We start from the raw sequence: 24927 nt of genomic DNA, 5'->3' as shown, positions 1-24927 counted from the left end.
AACATGGAATGCTGGTTTGAAGATCGCCTGGCCGGGCGCGCCCGCCGCCTGTGGGACCTGCGGGCGCGCATCGAGGCCACTTCGCCCGGGATGCTGCCCCAGGCCTGGGCGCAGATCGACGCCGCGCGACGCGCCGGGCATTGGGTCGCCCTGCTGCTGGACTATGAACTCGGTGAATGGCTGCTGCCCGAGGCCGCCCAAGGCCCGGCGCTTGCGCCGCGCACCGATCAGGCGCCGCGCCTGACGGCGCTGGCCTTCGCCCGGGCGGAAATCCGCGCGCCCTGGGCGGCGCAGCCAGGCGACGAGACCGCACGCGTGCTGTCGGTCAGCGCGCGCCTGCCGGAAAGCGACTATTGCCAGGAAATCGAAGCCATCCGCCAGGGCATCGGCAATGGCGAGTTCTACCAGATCAACTACACCCAACCCCTGGACGTGCACATCGAGGGCGAACCGGCGGCCCTCTATCGGCGCCTGGCTGCCCGGCACCCGGTCGGCCACGCCGCGTTCCTGCAGGATGGATCGCGCAGCGTGCTGTCCTTCTCGCCGGAGCTGTTCGTGGCGCGCCAGGGCAGCCGGCTCGTGACCCGCCCCATGAAGGGCACCGCGCCGCGCTCGGCCGATCCCGTCGAAGACCGGCGTCTGGGCCAGCAATTGCTCGACAGCGACAAGGACCGCGCAGAAAACCTGATGATCGTCGATCTGCTGCGCAACGATCTCGGCCGCCTGGCCCGGCCCGGCAGCGTCACGGTCGACGCCCTTTTTTCGCTGGAACAGTACCCCACCGTCTGGACGCTCACCTCGACCATCAGCGCCGAGGCGCCCGAGGCCACGCTGGCCGAGGTCCTCGCGGCCCTGTTCCCCTGCGGCTCGATCACCGGCGCACCCAAGATCGCCGCCATGCGCCGCATCCGTGAACGCGAGATCGCGCCGCGCGGGCTGTATTGCGGCAGCCTGGGCTGGCTGGCGCCGGACGGCGACTTCTCTCTCAATGTCGCCATCCGCACCCTGGTGCTGGGCCAGGACGGCCGGGGCATCTATAACGTGGGCGGAGGGATTGTCCATGACTCCGACCCCGCGCTAGAGTGGCAGGAGTGCCACTGGAAGGCTCGCATCCTGAGCCGCTAGGGCCTGCGCAAGGCTGATTTTCCGGTCGATATCCCTGCCGCCACCAAGGAATACCCATGGCCCCCGAGCTGATCGAAACCCTGCTGGTCACTGCCGAACGCGAAATGCCCCTGCTGGGCCGCCACCTGACCCGTCTCGCGGCCTCGGCCAGCGATCTGGGCTATCACTGCGACATCGCCGTCATCGAAGGGCAATTGCTCACCACGGCAGCCTGTCTGCCCGGCCCCGGCCCGCAGCGGCTGCGCCTGCTGCTGCAGCGATCAGGCGAGATCACGCTGGAAAGCGCGCCACTGCCGGCGCTGCCCCAACCCCAGGAGATCCTGCTGGCGCCCGACACGCTCGACGACAGCGAGCCGCTGCTGCGCTACAAGACCACCCATCGTCCCTGGTACGCCAAGGCCATGAGCTGGCTGCCATCGCACCCGCGGATTTTCGACATGGTGTTCTTCAACGCCCGCGGCGAACTGTGCGAGGGCAGCCGCAGCAACCTTTATCTCAGGTTGCGCGGCCATTGGTACACCCCGCCTGTCGAGTCCGGGCTGCTGCCCGGCGTGCAGCGCGCCGCCTTGCTCGACGAGGGCCTGGTGCGCGAGCGCGTGCTGACGCTGGACGACCTGCGCGAAGCGCAGGGCATCCGGCTGTCGAACGCGCTGCGCGGCTGGTTCGACGTGCAGCTTCACGACGCCTGAAGCCAGGCGTCAATCCAGCGAGATCTGGGCGCGCTCGCCAATCGCGCGAAAATCCCGGATCTCGCTTTCCATCTGCTCACGAAAGGCCGGGCCGGGCATGAACACCGGCTCCAGCGCGAGGTCTCCGACCGACTTGCGCACCTGCTCATCGGCCATCACTTCGCGCAAGGCTTGCGACAGCTTCTCCATCACCGGCTCGGGCGTGCCCGCTGGCGCCACCATCGCATACCAACCCACCAGATCCACCGACGGCATGCCGGCCTCGGTAAAGGTCGGCACGTCCGGCAACTGCGGCACGCGGTGCTTGCCGCTGACGGCCAGGGCGCGCACTTTGCCGGCGCGCGCCTGAGGCGCGGCCGAGGACACCGTGTCCACGCCCAGCGCGATCTCGCCGCCGATCAATGCCGTCACCATGGGCGCGCTGCCCTTGTAGGGCACGGGCGTCATGTCGGCACCGGCCGCCTCGGCAAACATCACCCCGGCCAGGTGGGGCGCCGAACCGGGCCCGAACGTGCCGTACATCAGCCCGCCATTGGCGCTCTCGCGCTGCGCCAGCCCGGCCGCCTGTTGCAGATCCTGCGCCGGCAGATCATTCCGGGCCAGCAGCACCAGCGGCGCCAGGGCAATGATGCCCACGTGGCTGAAGCTGGTGAGCGGATCATAGGGCAGGCTCGATTTGAGCGCCGGCAATACGGTATAGGTGGTGCTGCCGGAGACCATCAGCGTGTAGCCATCCGGCTTGGCGCGGGCCACGGCCTCGGCGCCGATCACGGTCGAGGCCCCCGGCCGGTTCTCGACAATGACCGGCTGACCCAGCTTGGGAGCCAGCCGGTTGGCCAGCAAGCGGGCCACCGAATCTGTCGCGCCTCCCGGCGTGAAGGGCACCACCAGCTTGATCGGTTGCTCCGGATAGGCGGCGTGGACGGCGCCCGCACCGGCCAGCAACGTGGCGGCCAGCGCCGCCGTGAAAACTCGGGGAATCATCAGGACACTCCAGAATCAGGAATTCGCGCAGGCTGCGCGCAGCGCGCAGCCCTGTTCGCCCAGGTCCCAGAACAATCCGGCCATGATGGACAGGCCTTCCCGGGCCACGCTGCCCAGCAGATGTTCATTGGGCGCATGCTGGGCGCAAGCCGGATACGAGTGCGGCACCCAAAGGGTGGGCAGACCCAGCAGATCGGCAAAGATATCGTTGGGCAGCGAACCGCCCAGGTTGGGCAGCAGCGCCGGCGACTGGCCGGTAGAGCGCCGCAGCGATTCGGCAGCCCAGACAACCCAGGGATTGTCGGGCGACAGGCGCGTGGCGCCCGCCTGCATGCCGACGGTCACTTCGACATCGCCAAAGCCCGCCTCGCGCAAGTGCCTGCGCACGTGATCGCCCAGATTGCGCCAATCGGTGCCGACCACGAAACGCAGCTGGCACCAGGCCGACGCCTGGCCCGGAATCGCATTGACCGGCTTGGCCGGATCGCCGGCGCCGAAGGTCAGGACATCCAGGCTGTTCCAGCCGAACACCTTCTGCGGGCCGCTCAGGCCCGGCTCGCCCCAGCCGGCGTCGATCGCCGGATCATCTTCGCCGCCGCCGACCTCCAGGCTCTCCAGGGCCTGCAATACCGGCCCCGGAATGGGTGGCGGGCGCAGGCCTTCGACCTGGATGCGCCCGCGCGCATCGACCAGGCTGGCGATGGCATGCGACAGCACGATGGCCGGATTGGACAGCAGACCGCCCCAATTGCCCGAATGATAGGCACGCTCGCGCGCGTGCAGGCGCAGCTCGAAATTGACCGCCCCGCGCGACCCCATGAACAGGGTCGGACGCCTCGCGTTCAGGCGCGGGCCGTCGCTGGCCAGAAAGACATCGGCGGCCAGCAGGTCACGCTGCGCCTCGCAGAAGGAGGCCAAGCCCGGCGAACCGGCCTCTTCGCCGGTTTCGATGAGCCAGGTGGCATTGAAGCCGAGCCGGCCTTGCCGGGCGCGCAGCACCTGGGCCAGCGCCATCAGGTTGATCGTGTGCTGCCCCTTGTTGTCGGCCGTGCCACGGCCATACCAGCGGTCGCCCTCGATCTGCAGCCGCCAGGGATCGCGTCCCCCGGCCCAGCGCTCGGCATTGCCGCGCACCACGTCGCCATGCCCGTACAGCAGCACCGTCGGCAAGGCCGGATCTTCGATGCGGCGCGCCACCAGGATGGGCAGGTCGACGCCGGCAGGATTGGCATGGATGTCACAGGAGAACCCCATCTCGCGCAACGCCGGGACCAGTTCCTGGTTCAGGTAGGCGTGCTGGGCCGGCGCCTGGGCAGGCACTTCGCTTTCGGTGGGATGGGCCACGCGGCGGGCCAGCACTGCCTGCAGCCCGCCGTTGTCGAATTCACTGGCGGCATAGGCCAGGGCTTGTTCTCGGGTCACGTCTGTCTCAAGGGGGAAAAGAAACAGGCACAACAGTATTACGCCCCATGCATTGCCACAATTAGCAAATTGACATACAACCATTGCCTATTTGGCACACCCTTGAAGAACCCGGATGCTGTCGCTGAGCCTGAAGTACTTCCTCGATGTCGCGCAACACGGATCGATCGCCTCGGCCGCGCAGGCCAGCCATGTCGCGGCCTCGGCCATCAGCCGCCAGATCGCCAAGCTGGAGGATGCCGTGGGCGCGCCGCTGTTCGAGCGCCAGGCGCGCGGCATGGTGCTCAGCCACGCCGGCCAGCAACTGGCCGCCTACGCCAACCTGGCCGCCCTGGAGGCCGAGCGCGTCATCGCCGCCATCCGGGAACGCCAGCAGCAGGGCGACGTGACCATCACGCTGGCCAGTACGGAGGGCTTTGCCCATCGTTTCCTGCCCGCCTGCATGGCCGACTTCCGACGTCGCCATCCCGAGGCGCGCTTTCATCTGAAAGTGCAGCATCCCGACGAGGTCAACCGCCTGGCGCTGGAAGGCCTGGTGCACCTGGCGCTGCGCTACACCACGGCCCAGGATGAGCGTCTGAAAACGGAGTTCCTGGGGCGGGCCCCTGTGTGCGCCATGATGTGCCGTCATCACCCGCTGGCCGGGCGCCGCAGCGTGGCCATGCGCGACCTGGCGCGCTGGCCGCTGTCGGTCAGCGACCCCGGCACGACCGCCCGACAACTGTTCGATGCCGCCTGCGCCAACGCCGGCTTGCATATCGAACCGGCCTACGTAGCCAACCAGTCGGCCGTCTTCCTGCCCATGCTGCCCGGCAGCGACATCGTGCTGCTGTCAGGCTACCTGGCCGTGATGGACCTGTTGGAGGGCGCCGGCCTGACCCTGCTGCCGATCACCAACCCCGAGATGCGCCAGCGCAGCATGCAGGTGGTGACGCTGCAGGGCCGCACCCTGCCGCCGCTGGCGCGCGAGTTCGTCGAATTCGTCTGTGAGCGGCTGTCGCAGGTGGCGCGCCTGCCGCCAGCCTGAGGCGCTCAGGCCGCGAGAATGGCCTGCACCGCCTGATTGGCGGCCGCCAGCCCCATGGCCGCCGTCACGGTCACGACCGAACCGTAACCGGCGCAGGACAGGCCTTGCGGTGCGCTGCCGTCACCGCCCCCGGCCCAGGCGGCCGGCAGGATGGCCGGCTGATCGAACCACAGGGCCTGCACGCCCATGCGCGGCACGCGCTTGAGCGCCCGGCCATGGGCATCGCTGGCGCGCGGGAAGCCGTGCTCGCGGCGCAGGATATTGCGCAATTTGGACAGCAGCGCATCATTGTGGGACTGCGACAGATCGCCCGCGCGCAGGGTCAGAGGATCCGTTTTCCCGCCCGCCCCCCCGCACAGCAGCATGGGAATGCCGCGCGCCCGCGCATGCAGCACCATGGCGATCTTGGCGGCGGCCTGGTCGGTGCAATCCAGCACCATGGCATAGCCATCGCCCAGCACGTCGGCCACGTTCTCGGGCGACACGAAGTCATCGACGCAATGCAGGCGACACGCCGGATTGATCGCCGCCACGCGTTGCGCCATGGCCTCGACCTTGGCCTGGCCCAGCGTCGGCGTCAGGGCGTGGATCTGGCGATTGATATTGGACTCGGCAATGTGATCCAGGTCGATCAGGGTCAGCGCACCAACGCCGCAGCGCGCCAGCGCCTCGGCCGCCCACGAGCCCACCCCGCCCAAGCCCGCCACCGCCACGTGGGCGTTGCGCAGGCGCTCGGGTCCTTGCGGGCCGTACAGGCGGGACAGGCCGCCGAAACGGCGATCCGCATCGATATCACAGGCGAGAGAAGCAGTCATGGGCGTTATTGTCCCACGACCGCATCGCCGCCCAGCGCCTGATAGACCTGGACCTGGTTGCGCAATCGCGCGAGCTGGTTCTCGTCGAGCGCCACTTCGGCCTGCCGGCGCCGCTCCTGGGCATCCAGCCAGACCCGCAATGCCACCGCACCGGCGCGATAACGGGTTTCATAGAGTTGCTCGGCCTGCCGCGCCGCCGCCAGCGCCTGCTGCAGCAAGGATGCCTGCTCGGCCAGGTACTGGCGGGCCGACAGGGCATTCTCGACATCGGCCATGGCCTGATAGAGCGTCTGGCGGAACTCGGTGACCAGGATCTCGTAGTCCTTGCGCGAAATACGGATATTGAGCGCCATCTGCTGCCATTGCAGAAAGGGCAGCGCCAGCCCCGCGCCGAGGGTGGCCACCGGATTGGCCAGCAGATTGCCCAGCGACTGGCTGGCGGTGCCCAGCGCGCCGGTCAGGGTCAAGGGCGGGTAATAGCTGGCGCGCGTGGCGTCGCTGCGGGCCAGGGCCGCGCGCAGGCGGGCCTCGGCTGCGCGCAGATCGGGGCGACGCGCCAGCAACTGCGCCGGCAGCCCGGCCTGTACGCCCGGAATGGGACCGTCCGGCAGACGCGGCGGGTCCGCCATGATGCGATCGGGCGGGCCGTCGAACAGGATGGCAAGGCCATTGATGGCCTCGACCCGCTGCTGCGCCAGATCGGTGCGTGCCGCCTGCTGGCTGGCCAGATTCTGGCGCGCTTCGGCAACCTCCAGGCCCGAGACGGCGCCGGCGGCATACTGCACCTCGACCAGCTCCAGCGTGCGGCGGGCGTAGGCCGTGCTCTCGTCGCTGTTGCGCAGGCGCTGATTAAGATACCCCGTCTGCCAATACAGCGTGGCGGTCGTGCCGATCAGGCTTAGGGCGGCAGCCTCGCGATCCTGCCCGGTGGCCTCGGCCTCCCATTGGGCGGCATCGCGAGTGCGCGCCAGCTTGCCCCACAGGTCGACCTCCCAGCTGGCGGCCAGCTCGGTCGTATTGTTGCGGGTGTGGCGGCGCTCGCCGCTCAGGTTGCGACTGCGGCTGGCCGAGACGTTGCCGGACAGCGTCGGATACAGATCGGCCTGGGCCAGGCCGGCCTGCAGACGGGCGCGCTGGACCCGCAGCGCGGCGGCAGCCAGATCATTGTTGCGGGCCAGCGCCGCTTCGATCAGACCATCGAGCACCGGATCCTGGAAGTTGCGCCACCAGGCCACGCCCTGCGGCGCGGCCGCCGGCTCGGGCGCCTGCCAACGCGACGGCGTACGCACCTCTGGCGCCTCATAGGGCGTGGTCAACAGACCGCAGCCCGCCAGCAGCGCCGGCAACAGCAGGGAGAAACGAAACAGGACCGACATCATTCGCGCGCCAGGGATTCGACCGGATCCAGCCGGGCGGCGTTGCGCGCCGGCAGGTAACCGAAGGCCACGCCGATGAGCGTGGAGCAGACAAAGGCGGCCACCATGGACGCCCCCGAGAACACCATCTGGAATGCGCCGCCTGTCAGCTGGGCGAAGGCCGCGCCGATGGCCAGCGACAGGCCGATGCCCAGCGCCCCGCCGATCAGGCACACCAGCACCGCCTCGATCAGGAACTGCTGCATGATGTCGCTGCGACGCGCGCCCACGGCCATGCGCACGCCGATCTCCCGGGTGCGTTCGGTCACGGACACCAGCATGATGTTCATCACGCCGATGCCGCCGACCACCAGCGAGATCACGGCGATCATGGAGACCAGCAGCGTCATGGTGCCCGTGGTGCGCTCGACGGTCTGGCGGATGGTATCGGTATTGAAGAGGAAGTAATCCTTGATGCCATGGCGCTGGCGCATCAGTTTTTCGATCGCCGCCTCGGCGGCCTTGATCGGCATGCCATCGTTGACCCGCACAGAGATCGAACGCAGGTGTTGCTGGCCCAGCAGGCGGCTCAGCACGGTGGTGTACGGCAGCCAGACCTGCAAGGCCTCGGAATTGCCGAAAAGCGAGCTCTTGGGCTGCGTCACGCCGATCACCCGCAGCGGCACGGACCCCAGAAAGATCACCTGCCCGATGGGGTCGGTATGGTTGCCGAACAGGGCCTTGCGCGCGTTGGGATCGATCACGGCATCCTGGCTGCGCCGCGCCACCGCCGTGGCATCGAAGAACTGCCCCTGCGCGATCTGCACACCGCGCACGCGGAAATACTGCTCTCCCACGCCCAGCACCGTTGCGTTGACCGACACATTGCGATAGCGCAGCGTGGTCGAGGTCGAGACTTCCGGCGACACACTGTCGGCGTAGGGCTGGCGCGCCAGGGCCTCGGCATCGGCCGGCACCAGCGTCCGGATGGAGGCCGCCTTTTCGTCGCCGAAATCCTTGCCGGGATAGATATCCACGGTATTGGTCCCCATCGCGCTGATGTCTTCGAGGATTTTCTGCCGCGAGCCGGTGCCCAGCGCCACCACCGACACCACCGCGGCGATGCCGATCACGATGCCCAGCATGGTGAGAAAGGTGCGCAGGCGATGCGCCTGCATAGCCAGCAAGGCCATGCGCAGAGCCTCGCTGCCGCGATCCAGCCAGGCACGCCAGGCCGGCGCCCCGGCGGGCTCGGCCATCTCGCCGGCGGCGGCTGGCTCCGCCTGACGCGGCGCGTCGGGATTCTCGCGATCGGCCACGATGCGCCCATCGCTGATCTCGATGATGCGGCGCGCATGGCGCGCCACATTCATGTCGTGCGTGACCAGCACCACGGTATGACCGGCCGCGTTCAGTTCTTCGAGGATGCGCAGCACCTCCTGGCCGGTCTGGGTGTCCAGCGCACCGGTGGGCTCGTCGGCCAGGATGATGCGCCCGCCATTCATCAGCGCCCGCGCAATACTCACGCGCTGCTGCTGGCCGCCGGACAGCTGCCCGGGCCGGTAATCCAGGCGCTCGCCCAGCCCCAGCCGGCGCAGCAGCGCCTCGGCCCGCATCCGGCGTGGCGCACGCGCCACCCCCGCATACACCGCGGGCATCTCGACATTGCCGCGCGCCGTCAGGTCGGCCAGCAAGTGGTAGCGCTGGAAAATGAAACCGAAGTGTTCGCGCCGCAGTTCTGCCAGCTCGTCCGGCCCCATGGCGGCCGTCTCGCGGCCATCGACGCGATAGACGCCGCGCGTGGGTCGATCCAGGCAACCCAGCAGGTTCATCAGCGTGGACTTGCCCGAGCCGGAGGCGCCGACGATGGCCACCATTTCGCCGGCCTGGATGCGCAGATTGACTTCGCGCAGCACGGCGACGACCTGGTCGCCCGCGCTGAATTCGCGCCAGACGTCCCGGAGTTCGATCAGCGGACCGTTCACGCCGGCTCCGCAGGGGTGTAGGCCGTATCGGCGGAAATCACTTGCTCGCCTTCCTGCAGGCCTTCGAGGACCTGGGCCATGACGTTGTTGTTCATGCCGATACGTACCTCGCGCGACTCGACCTTGCCGTCCGCGCTCACCACCCGCACCGTATAGCGCCCATCCCCCGCGCGTGCCCCCAGCGCCGAAGACGGGATCTGCAACACCTGGCTGGCCTCTCCCAGCACGATGAAGACCTGGGCCGTCATCGAGATGCGCAGCACGCCGTCCGGATTGGGCACGTCGAACAGGCCGTTGTAGTAGACCGCCGCCGAATTCGAGGCCGAGTTGCTCCCGCTCAGGGCGGCCGTGTTCTCGTCGCGCTGAATTGAATCGGGCGCCGGCTCGACGGCGCGCAGCGTGCCGTAATGACGCGCATCCGGCTCGGCGAGGATGGTGAAATAGACTTTCTGGCCGGGCCGCACGCGGGTCACGTCAGCCTCCGAAATCTGCGCCTTGACCGTCATGGTATCCATCTGCGCGACCTTGATGATGGTCGGCGCGCTCTGGATGGAGTTGACCGTCTGCCCCTCTTTGGTCACCACCGCCACCACCATCCCGTCCATGGGCGACAAGATACGGGTGTAGCCCAGGTTGACGCGCGCCTTGTCGACCTCGATTTCGGCCTGGGCGATCTGCGCCTGCAGGGCGCCGATCTCGGCCCGCGTGACCAGCAGCGTCGCCTCGGCATTGTCAAAGGCCTCGCGCGAACTGGCTTGCGCGGCAAGCATGCGGCGCTCGCGCGCGTAGGCCTGCTCGGCCTGGCGCAACGTCGCCTGGCGCGCCCGCAGCTCGGCGCGACGCGCATCCAGCACGGCCTGGGCATTGCGCAGGTCATTCTGCTGGGTCATGTCATCGATCTCGGCCACCAGCTGGTTCTGGTGCACCGTATCGCCCAGAGCCACCTTGAGCGACTTGAGCTGACCCGAGACCTGGGCGCCCACGCTGACCTGGCGCACGGCCTCCAGCGTCCCGCTGGCCAGCACGCTGTCTTCCATGTCGGCCCGCTTGACCGCCGTGGTGACATAGGTGGGCGCAGGCGCGGCCGGAAAGAACAGCCATTTGATCAACAGGACGGCAGCCAGCAGGGCGAGCGCCAGCCAGATGAAGCGTTTGATGCGGCCGGATTTGGTTTTCATGGACATCCTGCAGCCGGAGGCCGACAGATAAGAAACGTTTGCATTCAGGGCCTGGGCATTCTACGCGGACGCCCGCGCAAAGCGGAACCGGATCGCTCAGGACGCACTCAGGGAAAAATAGGGCTGCTCGCCCAGCACCTGCCGGGCAATGCGCAGCACGGCATCCAGCCCCGCCATCTCGGCCACGCGCGGATAGGCCGCGCACAGCCGCAGTGGCGTGAACGGTCGTTCCTGCTCGTAGCGCTGCACCCGGCCGCTGGCCAGGGCATCGGCCATCACGCTGACCGGCAGCGCGCTGATGCCCACGCCGGCGGCCACCATGCCGGCGATGATGGCCACGCTGGTGCAGGTATTGAACTCGGGCAGCGGCGCGCGCTCCTGGGCATACCAGGCCGACACCACCTCATGCAGCGGCGACGGCGCCGGCACCACGAAAAGTTTTTGCGCGGCCAGATCGGCGGCGCGCAGACGCCCACGCGGCGCCTGCCCCATCCAGGCAACCTCGGCCCAGGCCAGCGGCTCGACCTGGACATGGTGGCTCACCCCGGCATCGATGAGAAAGGCGATATCCAGCTGATTGGTGTTCAGGCGCTCGCTCAGCACCAGGCTGTTGGCGATCGTGAGCTCGATATGCAGACGCGGGTAGCGCTGCTCCAGCTGCTGCACGATGGCCGGCAGACAGACCATGGCGATGGTTTCCGACGAGCCGACCCGCAAGGTGCCCTGCAGGGGATCGCCGGTGCGCAGCCGCGTTTCCAGCTCATCCAGAACGCCGATGGCCTGCTCGGCATAGCGGCGCGCCAGCACGCCCTCCGCCGTCAGCGCAGCGCGCCGTCCTTCGCGCTCGAAGAGCGCCACCCCCAGCGCCGCCTCCAGCTCCCGGATACGCAGGGACACCGTTGGCTGGGTCACGTTCAGGTGTTCGGCGGCGGCCTGGAAAGAGCCCAGGCGGGCGATCGCCAGCAGGGCTTCCATTTGGGGGATGGAAAATCGTCTCATCAGTAAATTTTATATTAATAACGCCAAATGTTTAATTAGATAGCAAAAATTCTTATTGATACGATGGCTCCCATGAATACGCCATTCGATCTCCCCGCCGGTGCGGCCGACTGCCACGCCCATGTCCTGCGCACCGGTCTGCCCTTGATGCCCGGGCGCCACTCCGCCCCCTTGCGCGACGCCGAGGTCGCCGACTACCTGGGTGTGCTGGACGCCCACGGCGTGCGCTATGGCGTGCTGACCGCGCCGAGCTTCTACGGCGCCGACAATCAGCTGCTGCTGCAAGCCCTGGATGCCAGCGGCGGCCGCCTGCGAGGCACTGCCATCGTGGAGCCGGATATCGGAGATGCGGCGCTCGACGCCCTGCATGCCCGCGGCGTGCGGGGCATTCGTCTGAACTGGTTGCGCCGCGCCCCCCTGCCCGATAGCGGCACGCCCGCCTACCGCCGTCTGTATGCCCGGCTGCGCGAGCGCGACATGCATGTCGAGGTCTATACCGAAAGTGAGCAATTGGCCCAGGTCCTGCCCCCCATCCTGGACAGCGGCGTCAGGCTGGTGCTGGACCATTTCGCCAGCCTGACCCAGGGCGCGGCCTCGCCCGCGCTGGGGCTGCTGCGCCAGGCCCTGGATCAGGGCCGGACCTGGATCAAGCTGTCCGCCCCCTATCGCCTGGCCGGCCAGGATCCGGTAGCCCTGAGCGCGCTGCTGCTGCGCGAAGCCGGCCCGCAACGCCTGCTGTGGGGCACCGACTGGCCCTGGGTATCACATGAAGACCGCTTCCATTACGCACTGTGCCTGCGCTGGCTGCACCAATGGGTACCCGACGCGGCGCAACGCAACACCATTCTCAGCGACACCCCGCAGCAATTGTTCGGCTTTCAGGGCTGAACCCCTTCCGATATAAACCGAGGACCTGTGGCGTCCCGCCTGGGTCCCGATTCCACCACAGGAGACTGTCATGCCCCGTTCCCACCTTCTTGCCCGGGCTGCCGCCCTCGTTCTGGGGGCCGGCCTGCTGGCCGGCGCCCAGGCTGCCGACCCCCTGCGCCTGATCGTGCCCACCACTGCCGGCGGAGGCACCGACGGTTTCTTCCGCATGCTGGGCAAGGATGCCGAGCCGCATCTGGGCGCCCCTGTCGTGGTCGTCAACGTCGGGGGCGCAGGCGGCAGCATCGGCGTGACGCAGATGCTGCGCTCCACCGATGGCAACACCGTGGCCGGCGTCTGGCTGGGCCCGGTGACCGTGGCGCCGCACACCATGCCGGTAAGCTATACGCCGCAGGACTACATCCCAATCGCCCAGCTGACCAGCGCACCCTACGTCATGTGCGTGCAGAACGACTTCCCGGCCGCCGATGGCAAACAGCTGATGGAAGTCCTGCGCGCCCGGCCCAATCATTACGCCTTCGGCACCGATGGCGCAGGCGGGCCGGGCCAGCTGGCGACCCAGCGCATCTTCAACCGCCTGGGCATCAGCCAGCGCGACATCCCGTACAAGGGGGCAGGCGACACCCTGCTGGCGCTGCTGGGCGGCCACATCGATATCTACGTGGGCTCCATCCCGCCCGTGCTGCCTTACGTGAAGAACGACAAGGTGAAATGCCTGCAGCTGACGTCGGCCGAAAAGGTCGCGGCGCTGCCCACGGCCACCAGCCTGAATGAACTGGGCCTGGGCGAGGAACAGACGCTGTTGTGGCGCGGCATCCTGGCCCCCAAGAACACCCCGCCCGAGCGGGTCAAGGCGCTGGAGGCAGCTTTCACCGCCGCCGCCCGGTCACCGGCCACGCGCCGCTTCGTCGAAGACGCAGGTGAAGCCGTCAGCATCGTGACCGGCGAAGCCTTGCGCCAGCAGATCGACCAGGAGTATGCCGCCCTGGGCAAGGTGGCCCAGGGGCTGAATCTGTCCAAGTAAGGAAACCTCGCCGCGCCCAAGGGGCGCGGCAGCGTTGCAGCGGGGACACAAACCCGCCGCGCGCGCCCCGGCTGCAATTTCATCCCACACCACCAACTTACCCCCAATTACGCGCAATTGTCTGACAACCGGCCCCTTAAGGTCGCTATCTCCTCTCATCGTCCGAGAGAAAAAATACAGAAAATTCAAGACGTTGAACGCGCCTGCTCGACATTGGCAGAAGTTAAGGACAGAATCATTACTGTTACGCCGTGTCCAAGCCCTCCCCTGCCCCCTCGCCTTCATCGTCTGACCCTGGATTTAACGGGGCCATCTGGCTGTGCCTGCTGGCCATGCTCAACCATGTGGCGCTCACCGGCGGGCGCATCACCGTCTCCCTGACGGCGTTGCAGATCGGGCTGTCCACCTTCAAGGTCGGGACCCTCGTCGCCGTCTTCGCGGTGCTGCCGATGCTGTTCTCGGTTCATGCTGGACGCTGGGTCGACAAGGTCGGCATCCTGCGGCCCCTGGTGATCGGCACATCGCTGGTGACCTTCGGCACGCTGCTGCCCTTCGCCTCGCAGACCCAGGCGGCGCTGCTGGTGGCCTCCTGTTGCATCGGCATCGGCTTCATGCTGCATCAGGTCGCCACCCAGGACCTGCTGGGCCATGCCGAACCCAAGACGCGGCTGCGCAATTTCTCCTGGATGTCGCTGGCGATGGCCGGCTCGGGATTTTCCGGGCCCCTGATCGCCGGGTTGGCCATCGACCACCTGGGCAACCAGGCGGCCTTCGGCCTGCTCGCGCTGGCCCCGTTGTTCTCGGCCGTGGGCCTGTATCTCCTGCGCCATCGCCTGAAGGCCGTCAGCCAGCGGCTGGCCGGCGCCATCGCGCGCAGCGCCGAAAAACGCCGGGTCACGGAGTTGCTGGCCGTGCCGCCGCTGCGGCGCATTCTGATGGTCAACACCATCCTGTCCGGCGCCTGGGACACCCATCTGTTCGTGGTGCCGATCTACGGAGTGGCCATCGGCCTGTCGGCCACCACCATCGGTTTCATCCTGGCCGCCTTCGCCGCTGCCACCTTTGTGATCCGGCTGCTGCTGCCGCTGATCCAGACCCGTGTGCGCGCCTGGACGCTGGTGCGCGTGGCCATCGTAACGGCCGCGCTGGACTTCATGCTATACCCCTTCTTCACCGACGTGACAGCCCTGGTTGTCCTGTCGTTCCTGCTCGGCCTGGCCCTGGGTTGCTGCCAACCGAGTATGCTGTCCCTGCTGCACCAGTATTCGCCTTCGGGCCGGGTGGCAGAAGCGGTTGGTGTGCGCATGGCCTTGATCAACGGCTCCCAGGTCACCCTGCCGCTGCTGTTCGGCGCGCTGGGCGGCGTCATCGGTGTGGCGCCGCTGTTCTGGGCCTATTCGCTGGCCGCGCTGGCCGCCGGGTGGTTCAACCGCAACCCGCCCCACGAATCCGAAGCATCACCGTGACCTCGCCTGCTCCCACCGCCGTCTCCGGCGCCACCACGCCTTTCCGCCTCTGGACCCCCGAAGAACGCCAGGCCTCGCTGCGCCAGGCCCTGGCGCACTGGCAGCCCGGCCAGGACCTCTGGGTCTACGGCTATGGCTCGCTCATCTGGCGCCCCGATTTCGACTTTCAGGAGCGTCGGCTGGCGCTGCTGCGCGGCCATCATCGTGCCCTGTGCCTGTGGTCGCGCATCAACCGCGGCACCCCCGAATGTCCCGGACTGGTGTTCGGCCTGGATCGCGGCGGTTCCTGCCGGGGCGTGGTGTACCGCCTGGCGGGCGCGCAGGTCCCGGAATATTTCCCGGCTCTCTGGGAGCGCGAGATGGGTGCGGGCGCCTATCTGCCGCGCTGGCTGTCGTGCGAAACCGAACAAGGTCCGGTGCCGGCGCTGGTCTTCATCATGAACCGCGCCAACCCCGGCTATATCCGCCACCTGCCGGAGGACGAGGTGCTCGCCATCGTGCGGCGCGCCTCCGGCCGCTACGGCGCCTGCACCGACTATGTCGTGGAGACCGCCAGCGCCCTGCGCGCGGCCGGCATCCGCGACGCCCGCCTGGAAGCCCTGGCGCACCGCCTGCAGCAGCCGGCCGGGCCGGCCTGAGGCCCCTCCTTTCCCCGCCGCCCGCAAGTGCTTCAAGAGGCCCGGCCAGCCTGTCGCGAGGCGGTACACTGAAGGCCCGTACTCAACAGAGGTCCGACCGTCATGTCCGTCTCCGACCTGCGTCAAAGCTATGAAAAAGGCGTGCTGCTCGAGAGCGAGGCCGCCCGTTCTCCCCTGGACCAGTTTTCGCGCTGGTTCGACGAGGCCGTGGCCGCCAAGGTGCCCGAGCCCAACGCCATGACCCTGGCCACCGTGGACGCCACTGGCCAGCCCTCGGCGCGCATCGTGCTCATCAAGGGCTATGACGAGCGCGGCTTCACCTTCTTCACCAACTACGAGTCGCGCAAAGGCCAGGACCTGCTGGCCAACCCGCGTGCCGCGCTGCTGTTCTTCTGGCAGCCGCTGGAGCGCCAGATCCGCATCGAAGGCGTGGTCGAACGCGTGGCGGCCGCCGAGTCCGATGCCTATTTCGCGAGCCGCCCGGTCGGCTCGCGCATCGGCGCCTGGACGTCCCAACAAAGCCAGCCGGTCACCCGCGAGGCGCTCGAAGCCCGTGAGCGCGAATTCAAGGCGCGTTTCGGCGACGACCCGCCGCGCCCCGAACATTGGGGCGGCTACCGCCTGGTGCCGTCCACCCTGGAGTTCTGGCAGGGCCGGCCTTCCCGCCTGCATGACCGCCTGCGCTACCGCGCTGACGGCAAGCAGGGCTGGATCCTGGACCGTCTCTCGCCCTGATGCTTGCTCCGCATGTCCCAGCTACCTGCTTTTGATGCCGCGTTCTTCCGCTCCGCCCTGGGCCGCTTTGCCACCGGTGTCACCGTGGTCAGCACGGCCAGCCCGGCGGGCGGGCGCATCGGCCTGACCGTCAGCTCCTTCAACTCCGTTTCGCTCAATCCGCCGCTGGTGCTCTGGAGCCTGTCGATGGCCTCCTCCTCGCTGGAGATCTTCCAGCGCTGCGAAAGCTATGTGGTCAATGTGCTGTCCTCGGAACAGATCGCGCTGGCGCGTCGCTTCGCCACCGGCATCACCACGGAGCGCTTTGACGGCCTGCCCGAGGTCAACGCTCCTTTCGGCACGCCCCGGCTCGACGAGAGCAATGCGGCCTGGTTTGAATGCCGCAACCGCAGCCAGTACGCCGAAGGCGACCATCTCATCATGGTCGGCGAGGTCCTGGCCTGCGGTTTCAGCGCCCATGACCCGCTGGTGTTCCATGCCGGCGGCTTCGACCTTACCCCTGTGCGTCAATCCTGACCCATGACTACCGACATCGACTGCATCGTCATCGGCGCCGGCGTGGTCGGCCTGGCCATCGCCCGCGCGCTCGCCCTGTCTGGCCGTGAAGTGCTGCTGGCCGAGGCCTCCGAGGCCATCGGCACCGGCACCAGCTCGCGCAATTCCGAAGTCATCCACGCCGGCATCTACTATCCGGCCGGCAGCCTCAAGGCCGAGTTGTGCGTGCGCGGCAAACAGTTGCTGTACGCCTACTGCGCCGAACGCGGCATTGCCCACCAGCGCCTGGGCAAGCTCATCGTGGCCACCACGGACACAGAAGCCGCCAGCCTCGCGGGCATCGCAGCCAAGGCCGCCGCCAATGGCGTGCACGACCTGCGCGCCCTGAGTGGCGCCGAAGCCATGGCACTGGAGCCGGCGCTGCAATGCACGGCCGCGCTGCTGTCTCCCTCGACCGGCATCGTCGACAGCCACGGCCTCATGCTGGCCCTGCAGGGCGATGCCGAAAACGCCGGCGGACAATGCGTCTTCCATACGCCCATGCTGGCAGCCCGGGTGCGCCCGCAAGGCGGCTTCGAGGTCGATTTCGGCGGCGAACAGGCCATGACGCTGAGCTGCAACGTGCTGATCAACAGCGCCGGGCTGCACGCCCCCAGCCTGTCGCGCCGCATCGAGGGGCTGCCGGCCGGCAGCATCCCGGCCGAGTACCTCTGCAAAGGCAGTTATTTCACGCTGTCCGGGCGCGCGCCCTTCTCGCACCTGATCTATCCGGTACCGCAGCATGCCGGCCTGGGCGTGCACCTGACGCTGGATCTCGGCGGCCAGGCCAAGTTCGGCCCGGACACCGAATGGATCGAACACGAGGACTACACCCTGCATCCGCAACGCGCCGAGGTGTTCTATGACGCAGTGCGGCGCTATTGGCCGGCCTTGCCCGACGCTTCCCTGGCTCCCGGCTACACCGGAATCCGGCCTAAAATCTCCGGCCCGCAGGAAACGGCGGCCGATTTCATGATTTCCGGCCCGGCCCATCACGGGGTGCCCGGCTTTGTCGGCCTGTACGGCATAGAATCCCCCGGGCTGACCTCCAGCCTGGCCATCGCCGAAACCACCCTGGCGCGCCTGGCGCCTTAACCCACATCTGCTTTATTGCCCCTGAGAACATGCAGCAAAACGATCATATTCTGACCCTGTCCTGCCCTGACCGCACGGGTATCGTCTATCGCGTCAGCGGCCTGCTGTTCGAACAGGGTTGCAATATCCTCGACTCGCAACAATTCGGCGATGAAGAAACCGGGCGCTTTTTCCTGCGCGTGCACTTCAGCCTGCCCGCCGACGGCCAGCCCGATGCCCTGCGCGCCGCCTTTGCCAAGGTGGTCGACGGCTACGACATGGATTGGCAGATCCACGACGCGCACAAGAAGGCCCGCCTGCTCATCATGGTGAGCAAGCAGGGGCATTGCCTCAACGACCTGCTGTTCCGGGTGGGCAGCGGCCAACTGCAGGCCGAGATCGGCGCCATCGTCTCCAACCACAACGACTACGCCGGCCTGGCCGCCTCGTATGGCATTCCCTTTCATCACCTGCCGGTCACGCCTGATACCAAGGCCGACCAGGAACGCCAGGTGCTGGAGCTGGTCGAGCGCGAGGGCATCGACCTCGTGGTGCTGGCGCGCTACATGCAGATCCTGTCGGCCGACATGTGCCAGGCCCTGACCGGCCGCGCCATCAACATCCACCACAGCTTCCTGCCCAGCTTCAAAGGCGCGCGCCCCTACCACCAGGCCCATGCGCGCGGCGTCAAACTGATCGGCGCCACCGCGCACTACGTGACCTCGGACCTGGATGAAGGCCCCATCATCGAGCAGGACATCGAACGCGTGGACCACACCATGACCGCCCAGGACCTCACCCAGGTCGGCAGCGACATCGAGTCGCTGGTGCTCTCACGCGCCGTACGCAGCCACATCGAACACCGCATCCTGCTCAACCGCAACAAGACCGTGGTGTTCCGCTAGGGCCGCTGCCGCAACCTGACACGACTCTCGGGGTAAATCACCCGCGTTTCGCAATTCGGAACGGGCCGTGTCAGGTTGTTGGTAAACGAGGTCATATCGTCGCCCTGGAACACGCTGAAGCAGGAGCGGTTCTCGCGATCCTCACGCGGACGGATGCGACGAATGTCGTCAAAGCGCGCTTCCTCATCATCAGTGATCACCGGCAACTTCTGCTCTGCTGGCAGTTCGCCGGGAATCGAAGGGAAGACGAACTCGGATGCCTGCACCGTCAGGGGGCGTTGCGCAGGCTGCGGCTGCGCCACCGTGCCGCCGCTGGATACCCAATCCGCCGGCAATCCTGAGATCACAGGGGCCTGCGGCAACACGGGTATGCCCGCCAATACCGGCACTGCCGGCATGGGAGGCGCCGGCGGGCGCGCAGGACCTTCAAGCAACGGGGTGGTGGTGACCACTGCGGCCGCCGGCACCGCAGCCCCGACACTGATACTGGCCAGATCGACGGTTACCCCGGTGGCCCCGGGCAATGTAGCGGCCGTACGCGAACCCGCCGGCAAATCAACCGTAGGCGTCGGCGTGTTCGCCATGGCAACGGTTCTCAAGCCGCCGGTATGGCCCGTGGTAGAAGTCACGTCAGAATTTCTCAAGCCGTCCCTGCTGGAATTCTCTCTCCTAACGAACTTGTTGTTCCCGTTAGGATTGACGCAGGCCACGTCGGAATAGCAGTAGTAAATGTCAGTAAAGTAGGCCTTCTCGACCCGGGTAGTTTCGCCATAACTGTTATCGTTGACATGTGAATAACCTGTCTTCGATGCCGTGCCTCCTACATCCAAGGTAGCAGCATACGTGTCAAAGTACGATCCCGAGCCCTTCCCACTGGCATGAAGATTACCCCCCACGCGAATCGGCGCGTCACGATAGGTACTGCGGTTAATGCTGGTGGTGGTGGTGGTCACATTCGCGCCATTACGCCCAAGTATGCCGTATACGGGAATGGTACCCGCGCTGCCGTACCACACCAGCGACGCCTTGCCCACCACATTAACGTCATTTCGACACGAACCGATACCGCTCGACTTGCATGACCCATAGGTGCCCGATGCTGGAAACTCGGTCGTCGTCCTGCGTTCCGTTTGCGTCGAAAATGTAGCCTTGGAATCGAATTGGTCGACCCCTGCAATCAGGTTGCCACCGACCATTACGCTCCCCCCGCCGACCTGATTGCGAAAACTGACCGTGGCGGAATCCAACTCTCCCGCGCGCCTGCCCAGCGTCAAGTTGCCGTGCACTACAAGCGCGCCGGCGTTCTGCAAGGTTTGCCCCAGCAAATCGAGATCGCCACGCGACTCGATGCGCCCATGATTGATCAAGCTGCTGCCCTCTTTCCCCAGGGCGGTCAAAGTACCAGCACCGCCAATCGTCCCCGACGCCTGATTTGTCAAAGATGTGTAGGCAAGCACGGCATTTTCGCCGAGCAAAGTCGCCTGATTGTCCCAGCGCTGAAATGACATCTGACCACCATTCAGATACATTTTCCCGCGGTTCTCGACAGAGTCGTTACCCGTACCGCTCGTCTGCTTGGCGAAGAACTCACCGGTGTTGTTCAATGCCGTCACATTTGACATCACAGTGGTTTTAGCCGCCACAAGGCTGCCGCCATTGTCCAGCCGTGCAATCCGATTGAGAGTCAGGTCATCCGCACCCAGCACTCCAGCATTGGTCAAGGTCTGGACCCCGGAAATTTCCGCCTGCACGAACGAAAGCGTGGAGTCGGCCTTGGTGCTCAGGCTTTTGACATCACGGATATTCAACGCCTGCCCTCCCAGGTGATTCCCGGTCAGGTCCAGCGATGCCAGATCGCGGATATCCAGCGAAGCGCTTGCCTGCAAGTGCATGTTTTGGGCCTCCAGAGTGCTATGAGCATCCTGCCCATGCAAGGAGGCGTTACGCGCCCTGACATCCAAGTTGTCATAACGCTGCCGGGCGGCAAGCACCTGCAGCGAGTCCGCCTGCAAACTGCTGTTGCGGCTGACGGCCAAGCTGGGCGTTTCCATCGCCAAGAGGCCTTCGGACTGTATATGCGTCTGCTGCAAGTCGAGGGAAGTCTTCGCATTGACGGTCAACGCAGCGAGCTTGGCATTAAGCGTGCTCATGGCGACCGTCTTCGCCATAAGAGAAACCGTTGCGGCATCCAGATCACCGCTCAGATCGGCACGATCGACATCGACCGTCAGCGCCTGCCTTGCATACAGATTGCGTGTGCTGGAAAACGTATCGCCTTGCAGGCTGCCGCCACGCAACAACGACAACTCACTCTGATTATCAAACGTAACGACCCGCTCTCCCTCCAGCCGGCCAAGCACCATGCGCCCCTGGTTGCGCAAGGAAGTGAGACCGGACAAGGTCAGGACGTTGGTGGTCGACCATTGTCCGGCAACGGCATTGGTCAACTGCATCGCATTGCGTGCATCAAAATCTGTCGCTTCCAGGCGCCCTTGATTGTCCAAGCCCTGTCCGCCAGCGATCCGTATTTGCCGGCCGGTCAGGTCGCCACTGTTTACAAACTTGCCGCTCTCGTTGAGCGCGATGAGTTTTGAACTCCAACGCCCGCTATTGGTGCTCTCTCCCAGCCGGTTGAGATGCGCTTCGGCCGCATCGATATTGCCAGTGTTGCTTAGGCCATTGGTATTGCCATTGACCGTCAGCGATGCTGCAACAATGCCGCCGCTGTTGGTAATACGCTCCACATCCAGGAAGGTCGCTCCCCCGGTAAGGGCAATGTCGCTGCTATTATCGAAACTCGCCACATCCTTCAGGCCGGCGGTTGCGCTACCCTTCCCCACGGTTAGTGTGGCGGCCTGGATAATGCTTCGATTCACAAGGCGATTAACACCGGTCACATTCAGGCCCTGAACCAGCGCCATATTCCCGCTATTCTCGAAAGCAGCAGAATTACGTCGAACGGCGCTGTCCGAGCCATTATCGATATCGAGGAATTTGGCGCGCACACTGCTCTCCGTCTTGACATGCGCGACGCTGGACAGGGTCATGCCCTCTCGCAACGCGATAGCCCCCCGGGTTTCAAACAATGCCACGCCATCGTAACCCGCCACTGCTTCGCCTTTACCAACGGCTAAAGATCCGGCCTCGATGGTGCCGGCATTACTCACGCGGCTCAGACCAGTCAGTCGTATACCTTGATTTATCAGCACCTTGCCGTTGCTCTCGAAGTGCGCAGCATTGCGCAATGCTGCACTTTCGGTAGCGTTATCCAACAGCAGAGAATCAGCACGCAACGTGCCCGTAGTTTGAACCCGGGCCACGCCAGACAGCGACAATCGGGCGCCAAGCTGCAAATCACCGCGGTTCTCAAAAACAGGCCCCATGGGCGTGGTCAGTGCCTGACCAGCGTTGTTCACCGTCAGACCTTGTGCGCGCAGATTGCGCGTACTAAGCACGCTACCAACACCTGTCAGCAGCACATCACCCGTCAGGGCCATGTCTCCGTTATTCTCGAACACGGCGCCACTGCGCGCAGCCAAGCTCTCTGCCTGATTATCTAAGGTCAGTTCGGCTCCAAGAATCTTGCCATCATTCTGGAAACGGCTCAGGCCGACCAGTTGTATCTGGTCCCGCAAAGAGAACGAGTCTGCATTCGTCACTACCACCCCGACCGCATCGCCCTCGGAACCGCCTTTACGTATCTGTAATGATTTCCCCTCAAGCCTGGATCTATTTTCAACATGGCCAACCCCCGACACCTTAATATCTCCGGTCAGGACAAGGCTACCGGTGTTGATTACGGTCGCAGCGTTTCGCGTGGCAACGCTCTCGGAGAGGTTGTCCAGAGTCAGATTCGTGGCAAGGAGCCCGCCCCCATTCCGAAAGTCCTTAACGCCAACCACCTGCAGCCCGCCCCGCAAGTTCAGGCTGCCGGAATTGGTCATGGAAACCGGAGTGGCACCGCTCTCCGCTCCTCCCTTGGCGACATATACCGATGCCGCCTCAATCTTGCCACTGTTGTCAACCTGGGCAACACCAGCCAGACGCATATCGCCAGTCAGAATGATATTGTCGGAATTGACAAAGGCAGCGACGTTGCGCGCAGCAACATCTTCGGCCTGATTATCCAGAACCAAAGTCGAGGCTCGGATCTCCCCCTCACTCCGGAAACTGCTCAGGCCTGTCATGCGGAGATCGCCACGCAAGTCGAGCTTTCCGGTATTGAGCACTGCTACCGGTGTACGTGCGTCACCGCCCGCACGGCCACTGTCTACACTGGCGGAAGCCGCTGCAATGCTTCCGCTGTTCTCGATGCGGGCCACCCCTGACAATTGCAGACCATCGCGCAGCGAAATCACGCCGCCATTTTCGAAACGGTCAGCATTTTTCAATACGAGCTCGGGCGTCATCAGCGTCGTGCCCGCAGCCAGGCGCACGCTGGAACTGGAACTGCCGGTCGCCAGCGTAAGTTCATCGAAGCGCAAGGCACTGCCGCCAAAATCAAGCGTCGAAAACCCTTCTGCGCTCAAGGCCTTGTAAGTCAGCCCCCCGCCAGTCATGCGGAAAGACCCGGCGCGGATGCGTGCCTGCTGGCCTTCGGCACTCATCCCTTGCAAGATGGCCTGATCCGCCGAAACATCGAGACTACCTTTGATGTTCAAGGAAACTGCGTTCAGGTTATTTACGGCCAGATTGACGTGTTCGCCAGCGTCGAAAGAGCTCGCTTCCAGACGCCCATCGCGCGCCTTTACATCGAATTTATGCGCGACACCGAACCAACCGTAAGTTTGTAAATTATCCGCGTCTATCGACAACGAGCTGGAGTCTGTCGACGTCTTTCGCAATGCCACCGATTCCGCTTTGAGGGCCATGCCCTCATTCGCAATCAGTTTCCCCGAAACAATCTCAATTTTGCTGCCAGCGGATGTCACGGAGATACCACCAGTCGTCGACATAGTCAGATTCTTCATATCCAACTTGCGAGCATTGGTGTAAACGGTGATATCACCGTCGGCCAGAACATTGGGCACCCCGACATAATCACCCAATGTAGCATCGAAGGCCTCGCCCATATCTTCGCTGCGACGATCCTTCAATCCGTACAGACCACGGACAATTGTAAAAGCGACGTCCTTTCCATATACCGGAGCCAACAACTCGACCTGCTGAGCAACGAGGTTGATATTGCTGTCCGGCGCACTCAGACCCGCTCCGCGAATCTGGATGCCGTCTTTAGCCCCGCCGACTCGCAAACGATACGCGCCATACTCGTCTCGCTCGAGGTCGCCAGCACCCAAAGTAACATTGTTGGCATTAATAAACCCACAGCTGTTACAGGAAATTCCGTTGCGGCCGACCATCAACAAATCAGCATTAGCGCCCGCAATTCCGACCAGGCCGTTCAGTTTCGTGGGGGCATCCCCAATATTGTCGAGAATGATTGAGCGCGCCTCCCCCCCGGAAAGAGAGGGATTGCGCTTAACGCCGCCCAACAGCTGACTTTCCGTATTGTGCTTGGAATTATTGACCACCAGCCCGATTACATCGAACGATGAAAATCGATTGTAGGACGTGCCTTTATCGTCAGGCGTGAGGATATCGATCTGTGTAACCGAGCCCGTCTTGCTAACGCTGCTTCCATTTTCAGGGATCACATCAGCATAGACTGCCATTGAGCCGCTTAACGCCAATGCCAAACCGGACAGCTGATTCCAGGTGGGTTGTTTTCTTCGACGCTTCATATTTAAAGCTCCACGCGGGCAGCTCGATCACTGACCGTCCGTCAAGGATTATGGCGGAAACCCTGTCACCAATATCGACGCAGCCGGAAAAGGTCAGGATGCATTCCCCAGAGTCGGCTGCATTATCCGGACTTGACATATGCCTGCGCGTAGGATTTTTCGAAAATATAAAGAAGAAAAATCACTATTTATCCCAACCCGGGATAAATAAAACAAACCCAAAAAAACATTGAAAACCTCAACAAACAACAGAAGAACATTCTTTTTGTCTTATTTGGACTCGGGCGTCAGGTAGAGGTGAACGACTGATTAATCATTGCTTCTTAATTAACAACTGCCAGAG

At 65.0% G+C, this 24927-nt stretch carries 19 protein-coding genes; 11 read left to right on the top strand and 8 right to left on the bottom strand.

Features of this window, described 5'->3' with window-relative positions:
• Nucleotides 1-3 precede the first annotated feature (3 nt).
• On the top strand, nucleotides 4-1125 hold the full coding sequence (locus A7V84_RS15645) for an aminodeoxychorismate synthase component I (protein WP_025516931.1): 1122 nt from the start codon (nucleotides 4-6) through the stop codon (nucleotides 1123-1125).
• A gap of 56 nt (nucleotides 1126-1181) precedes the next feature.
• Nucleotides 1182-1814 carry an aminotransferase class IV family protein gene (locus A7V84_RS15640; RefSeq protein ID WP_025516933.1) on the top strand — a complete coding sequence of 211 codons (633 nt, stop codon included), beginning with the start codon at nucleotides 1182-1184 and terminating at the stop codon, nucleotides 1812-1814.
• Nucleotides 1815-1823: 9 nt separating this feature from the next.
• Here the strand turns inward: A7V84_RS15640 and A7V84_RS15635 are convergent, their stop codons facing one another.
• Entirely contained in the window at nucleotides 1824-2798 is a 975-nt protein-coding gene (locus A7V84_RS15635) for a Bug family tripartite tricarboxylate transporter substrate binding protein (protein WP_025516935.1), read from the bottom strand.
• Nucleotides 2799-2813: 15 nt separating this feature from the next.
• Complete coding sequence (locus A7V84_RS15630) at nucleotides 2814-4220, bottom strand: M20 family metallopeptidase (RefSeq protein ID WP_025516937.1); 1407 nt, start codon at nucleotides 4218-4220, stop codon at nucleotides 2814-2816.
• A gap of 115 nt (nucleotides 4221-4335) precedes the next feature.
• On the opposite strand from A7V84_RS15630, the gene A7V84_RS15625 reads away from it, so the two are divergent.
• Complete coding sequence (locus A7V84_RS15625) at nucleotides 4336-5247, top strand: LysR family transcriptional regulator (protein ID WP_025516939.1); 912 nt, start codon at nucleotides 4336-4338, stop codon at nucleotides 5245-5247.
• Between the two features lie 5 nt (nucleotides 5248-5252).
• Here A7V84_RS15625 and A7V84_RS15620 read toward each other — a convergent pair whose 3' ends face one another.
• From A7V84_RS15620 to A7V84_RS15600, 5 genes are all read right to left on the bottom strand, one after another.
• Nucleotides 5253-6062, bottom strand: a complete 810-nt coding sequence (locus tag A7V84_RS15620; RefSeq protein ID WP_025516941.1) for a tRNA threonylcarbamoyladenosine dehydratase — start codon at nucleotides 6060-6062, stop codon at nucleotides 5253-5255.
• Nucleotides 6063-6067: 5 nt separating this feature from the next.
• A complete protein-coding gene (locus A7V84_RS15615) occupies nucleotides 6068-7441 on the bottom strand; it encodes an efflux transporter outer membrane subunit (protein WP_101605061.1) in 1374 nt (457 codons plus the stop codon).
• Entirely contained in the window at nucleotides 7438-9402 is a 1965-nt protein-coding gene (locus tag A7V84_RS15610) for a MacB family efflux pump subunit (protein ID WP_063491491.1), read from the bottom strand. The genes A7V84_RS15615 and A7V84_RS15610 overlap by 4 nt, the downstream gene beginning before the upstream one ends.
• Nucleotides 9399-10580 (bottom strand): macrolide transporter subunit MacA, encoded by a 1182-nt coding sequence (gene macA, locus A7V84_RS15605; protein ID WP_033535297.1) that lies wholly within the window; start codon nucleotides 10578-10580, stop codon nucleotides 9399-9401. The genes A7V84_RS15610 and macA overlap by 4 nt, the downstream gene beginning before the upstream one ends.
• Nucleotides 10581-10676: 96 nt before the next feature.
• Nucleotides 10677-11579: a LysR family transcriptional regulator gene (locus A7V84_RS15600; RefSeq protein WP_081695099.1), complete on the bottom strand. Its 903-nt coding sequence runs from the start codon at nucleotides 11577-11579 to the stop codon at nucleotides 10677-10679.
• 72 nt (nucleotides 11580-11651) lie between these two features.
• Here A7V84_RS15600 and A7V84_RS15595 point away from each other — a divergent pair, with 72 nt between their 5' ends.
• From A7V84_RS15595 to purU, 8 genes are all read left to right on the top strand, one after another.
• Nucleotides 11652-12467, top strand: coding sequence for an amidohydrolase family protein (locus tag A7V84_RS15595; RefSeq protein WP_115638853.1), 816 nt, complete (start codon nucleotides 11652-11654; stop codon nucleotides 12465-12467).
• Between the two features lie 70 nt (nucleotides 12468-12537).
• The gene (locus A7V84_RS15590; protein WP_033535298.1) at nucleotides 12538-13491 is read left to right on the top strand and encodes a tripartite tricarboxylate transporter substrate binding protein; all 954 of its coding nucleotides are present in this window, start codon (nucleotides 12538-12540) and stop codon (nucleotides 13489-13491) included.
• 332 nt (nucleotides 13492-13823) lie between these two features.
• Nucleotides 13824-14957 carry an MFS transporter gene (locus A7V84_RS15585; RefSeq protein WP_033535299.1) on the top strand — a complete coding sequence of 378 codons (1134 nt, stop codon included), beginning with the start codon at nucleotides 13824-13826 and terminating at the stop codon, nucleotides 14955-14957.
• A complete protein-coding gene (locus A7V84_RS15580; protein ID WP_231886822.1) occupies nucleotides 14954-15595 on the top strand; it encodes a gamma-glutamylcyclotransferase in 642 nt (213 codons plus the stop codon). The genes A7V84_RS15585 and A7V84_RS15580 overlap by 4 nt, the downstream gene beginning before the upstream one ends.
• 102 nt (nucleotides 15596-15697) lie before the next feature.
• The gene (gene pdxH / locus A7V84_RS15575) at nucleotides 15698-16330 is read left to right on the top strand and encodes a pyridoxamine 5'-phosphate oxidase (protein WP_025516955.1); all 633 of its coding nucleotides are present in this window, start codon (nucleotides 15698-15700) and stop codon (nucleotides 16328-16330) included.
• A gap of 12 nt (nucleotides 16331-16342) precedes the next feature.
• Complete coding sequence (locus A7V84_RS15570; protein ID WP_025516957.1) at nucleotides 16343-16846, top strand: flavin reductase family protein; 504 nt, start codon at nucleotides 16343-16345, stop codon at nucleotides 16844-16846.
• Between the two features lie 3 nt (nucleotides 16847-16849).
• Nucleotides 16850-17959, top strand: coding sequence for an NAD(P)/FAD-dependent oxidoreductase (locus A7V84_RS15565; RefSeq protein WP_033535300.1), 1110 nt, complete (start codon nucleotides 16850-16852; stop codon nucleotides 17957-17959).
• 29 nt (nucleotides 17960-17988) lie between these two features.
• Entirely contained in the window at nucleotides 17989-18843 is an 855-nt protein-coding gene (gene purU / locus A7V84_RS15560) for a formyltetrahydrofolate deformylase (RefSeq protein ID WP_025516961.1), read from the top strand.
• Here the strand turns inward: purU and A7V84_RS15555 are convergent.
• Nucleotides 18840-24584: a two-partner secretion domain-containing protein gene (locus A7V84_RS15555; RefSeq protein WP_082832919.1), complete on the bottom strand. Its 5745-nt coding sequence runs from the start codon at nucleotides 24582-24584 to the stop codon at nucleotides 18840-18842. The genes purU and A7V84_RS15555 overlap by 4 nt on opposite strands.
• Nucleotides 24585-24927 lie beyond the last annotated feature (343 nt).

Source organism: Bordetella trematum, assembly GCF_900078335.1.
Classification (GTDB): domain Bacteria; phylum Pseudomonadota; class Gammaproteobacteria; order Burkholderiales; family Burkholderiaceae_B; genus Bordetella; species Bordetella trematum.
This window is presented reverse-complemented; position numbering and strand designations above follow the sequence as displayed.

Coding starts and splice junctions, on each gene's coding strand:
- A7V84_RS15645 (WP_025516931.1), top strand. CDS start 4: ATGGAATGCTGGTTTGAAGATCGCCTGGCCGGGCGCGCCCGCCGCCTG.
- A7V84_RS15640 (WP_025516933.1), top strand. CDS start 1,182: ATGGCCCCCGAGCTGATCGAAACCCTGCTGGTCACTGCCGAACGCGAA.
- A7V84_RS15635 (WP_025516935.1), bottom strand. CDS start 2,798: ATGATTCCCCGAGTTTTCACGGCGGCGCTGGCCGCCACGTTGCTGGCC.
- A7V84_RS15625 (WP_025516939.1), top strand. CDS start 4,336: ATGCTGTCGCTGAGCCTGAAGTACTTCCTCGATGTCGCGCAACACGGA.
- A7V84_RS15620 (WP_025516941.1), bottom strand. CDS start 6,062: ATGACTGCTTCTCTCGCCTGTGATATCGATGCGGATCGCCGTTTCGGC.
- A7V84_RS15615 (WP_101605061.1), bottom strand. CDS start 7,441: ATGATGTCGGTCCTGTTTCGTTTCTCCCTGCTGTTGCCGGCGCTGCTG.
- macA (WP_033535297.1), bottom strand. CDS start 10,580: ATGAAAACCAAATCCGGCCGCATCAAACGCTTCATCTGGCTGGCGCTC.
- A7V84_RS15600 (WP_081695099.1), bottom strand. CDS start 11,579: ATGAGACGATTTTCCATCCCCCAAATGGAAGCCCTGCTGGCGATCGCC.
- A7V84_RS15595 (WP_115638853.1), top strand. CDS start 11,652: ATGAATACGCCATTCGATCTCCCCGCCGGTGCGGCCGACTGCCACGCC.
- A7V84_RS15590 (WP_033535298.1), top strand. CDS start 12,538: ATGCCCCGTTCCCACCTTCTTGCCCGGGCTGCCGCCCTCGTTCTGGGG.
- A7V84_RS15585 (WP_033535299.1), top strand. CDS start 13,824: ATGCTCAACCATGTGGCGCTCACCGGCGGGCGCATCACCGTCTCCCTG.
- pdxH (WP_025516955.1), top strand. CDS start 15,698: ATGTCCGTCTCCGACCTGCGTCAAAGCTATGAAAAAGGCGTGCTGCTC.
- A7V84_RS15570 (WP_025516957.1), top strand. CDS start 16,343: ATGTCCCAGCTACCTGCTTTTGATGCCGCGTTCTTCCGCTCCGCCCTG.
- A7V84_RS15565 (WP_033535300.1), top strand. CDS start 16,850: ATGACTACCGACATCGACTGCATCGTCATCGGCGCCGGCGTGGTCGGC.
- purU (WP_025516961.1), top strand. CDS start 17,989: ATGCAGCAAAACGATCATATTCTGACCCTGTCCTGCCCTGACCGCACG.
- A7V84_RS15555 (WP_082832919.1), bottom strand. CDS start 24,584: ATGAAGCGTCGAAGAAAACAACCCACCTGGAATCAGCTGTCCGGTTTG.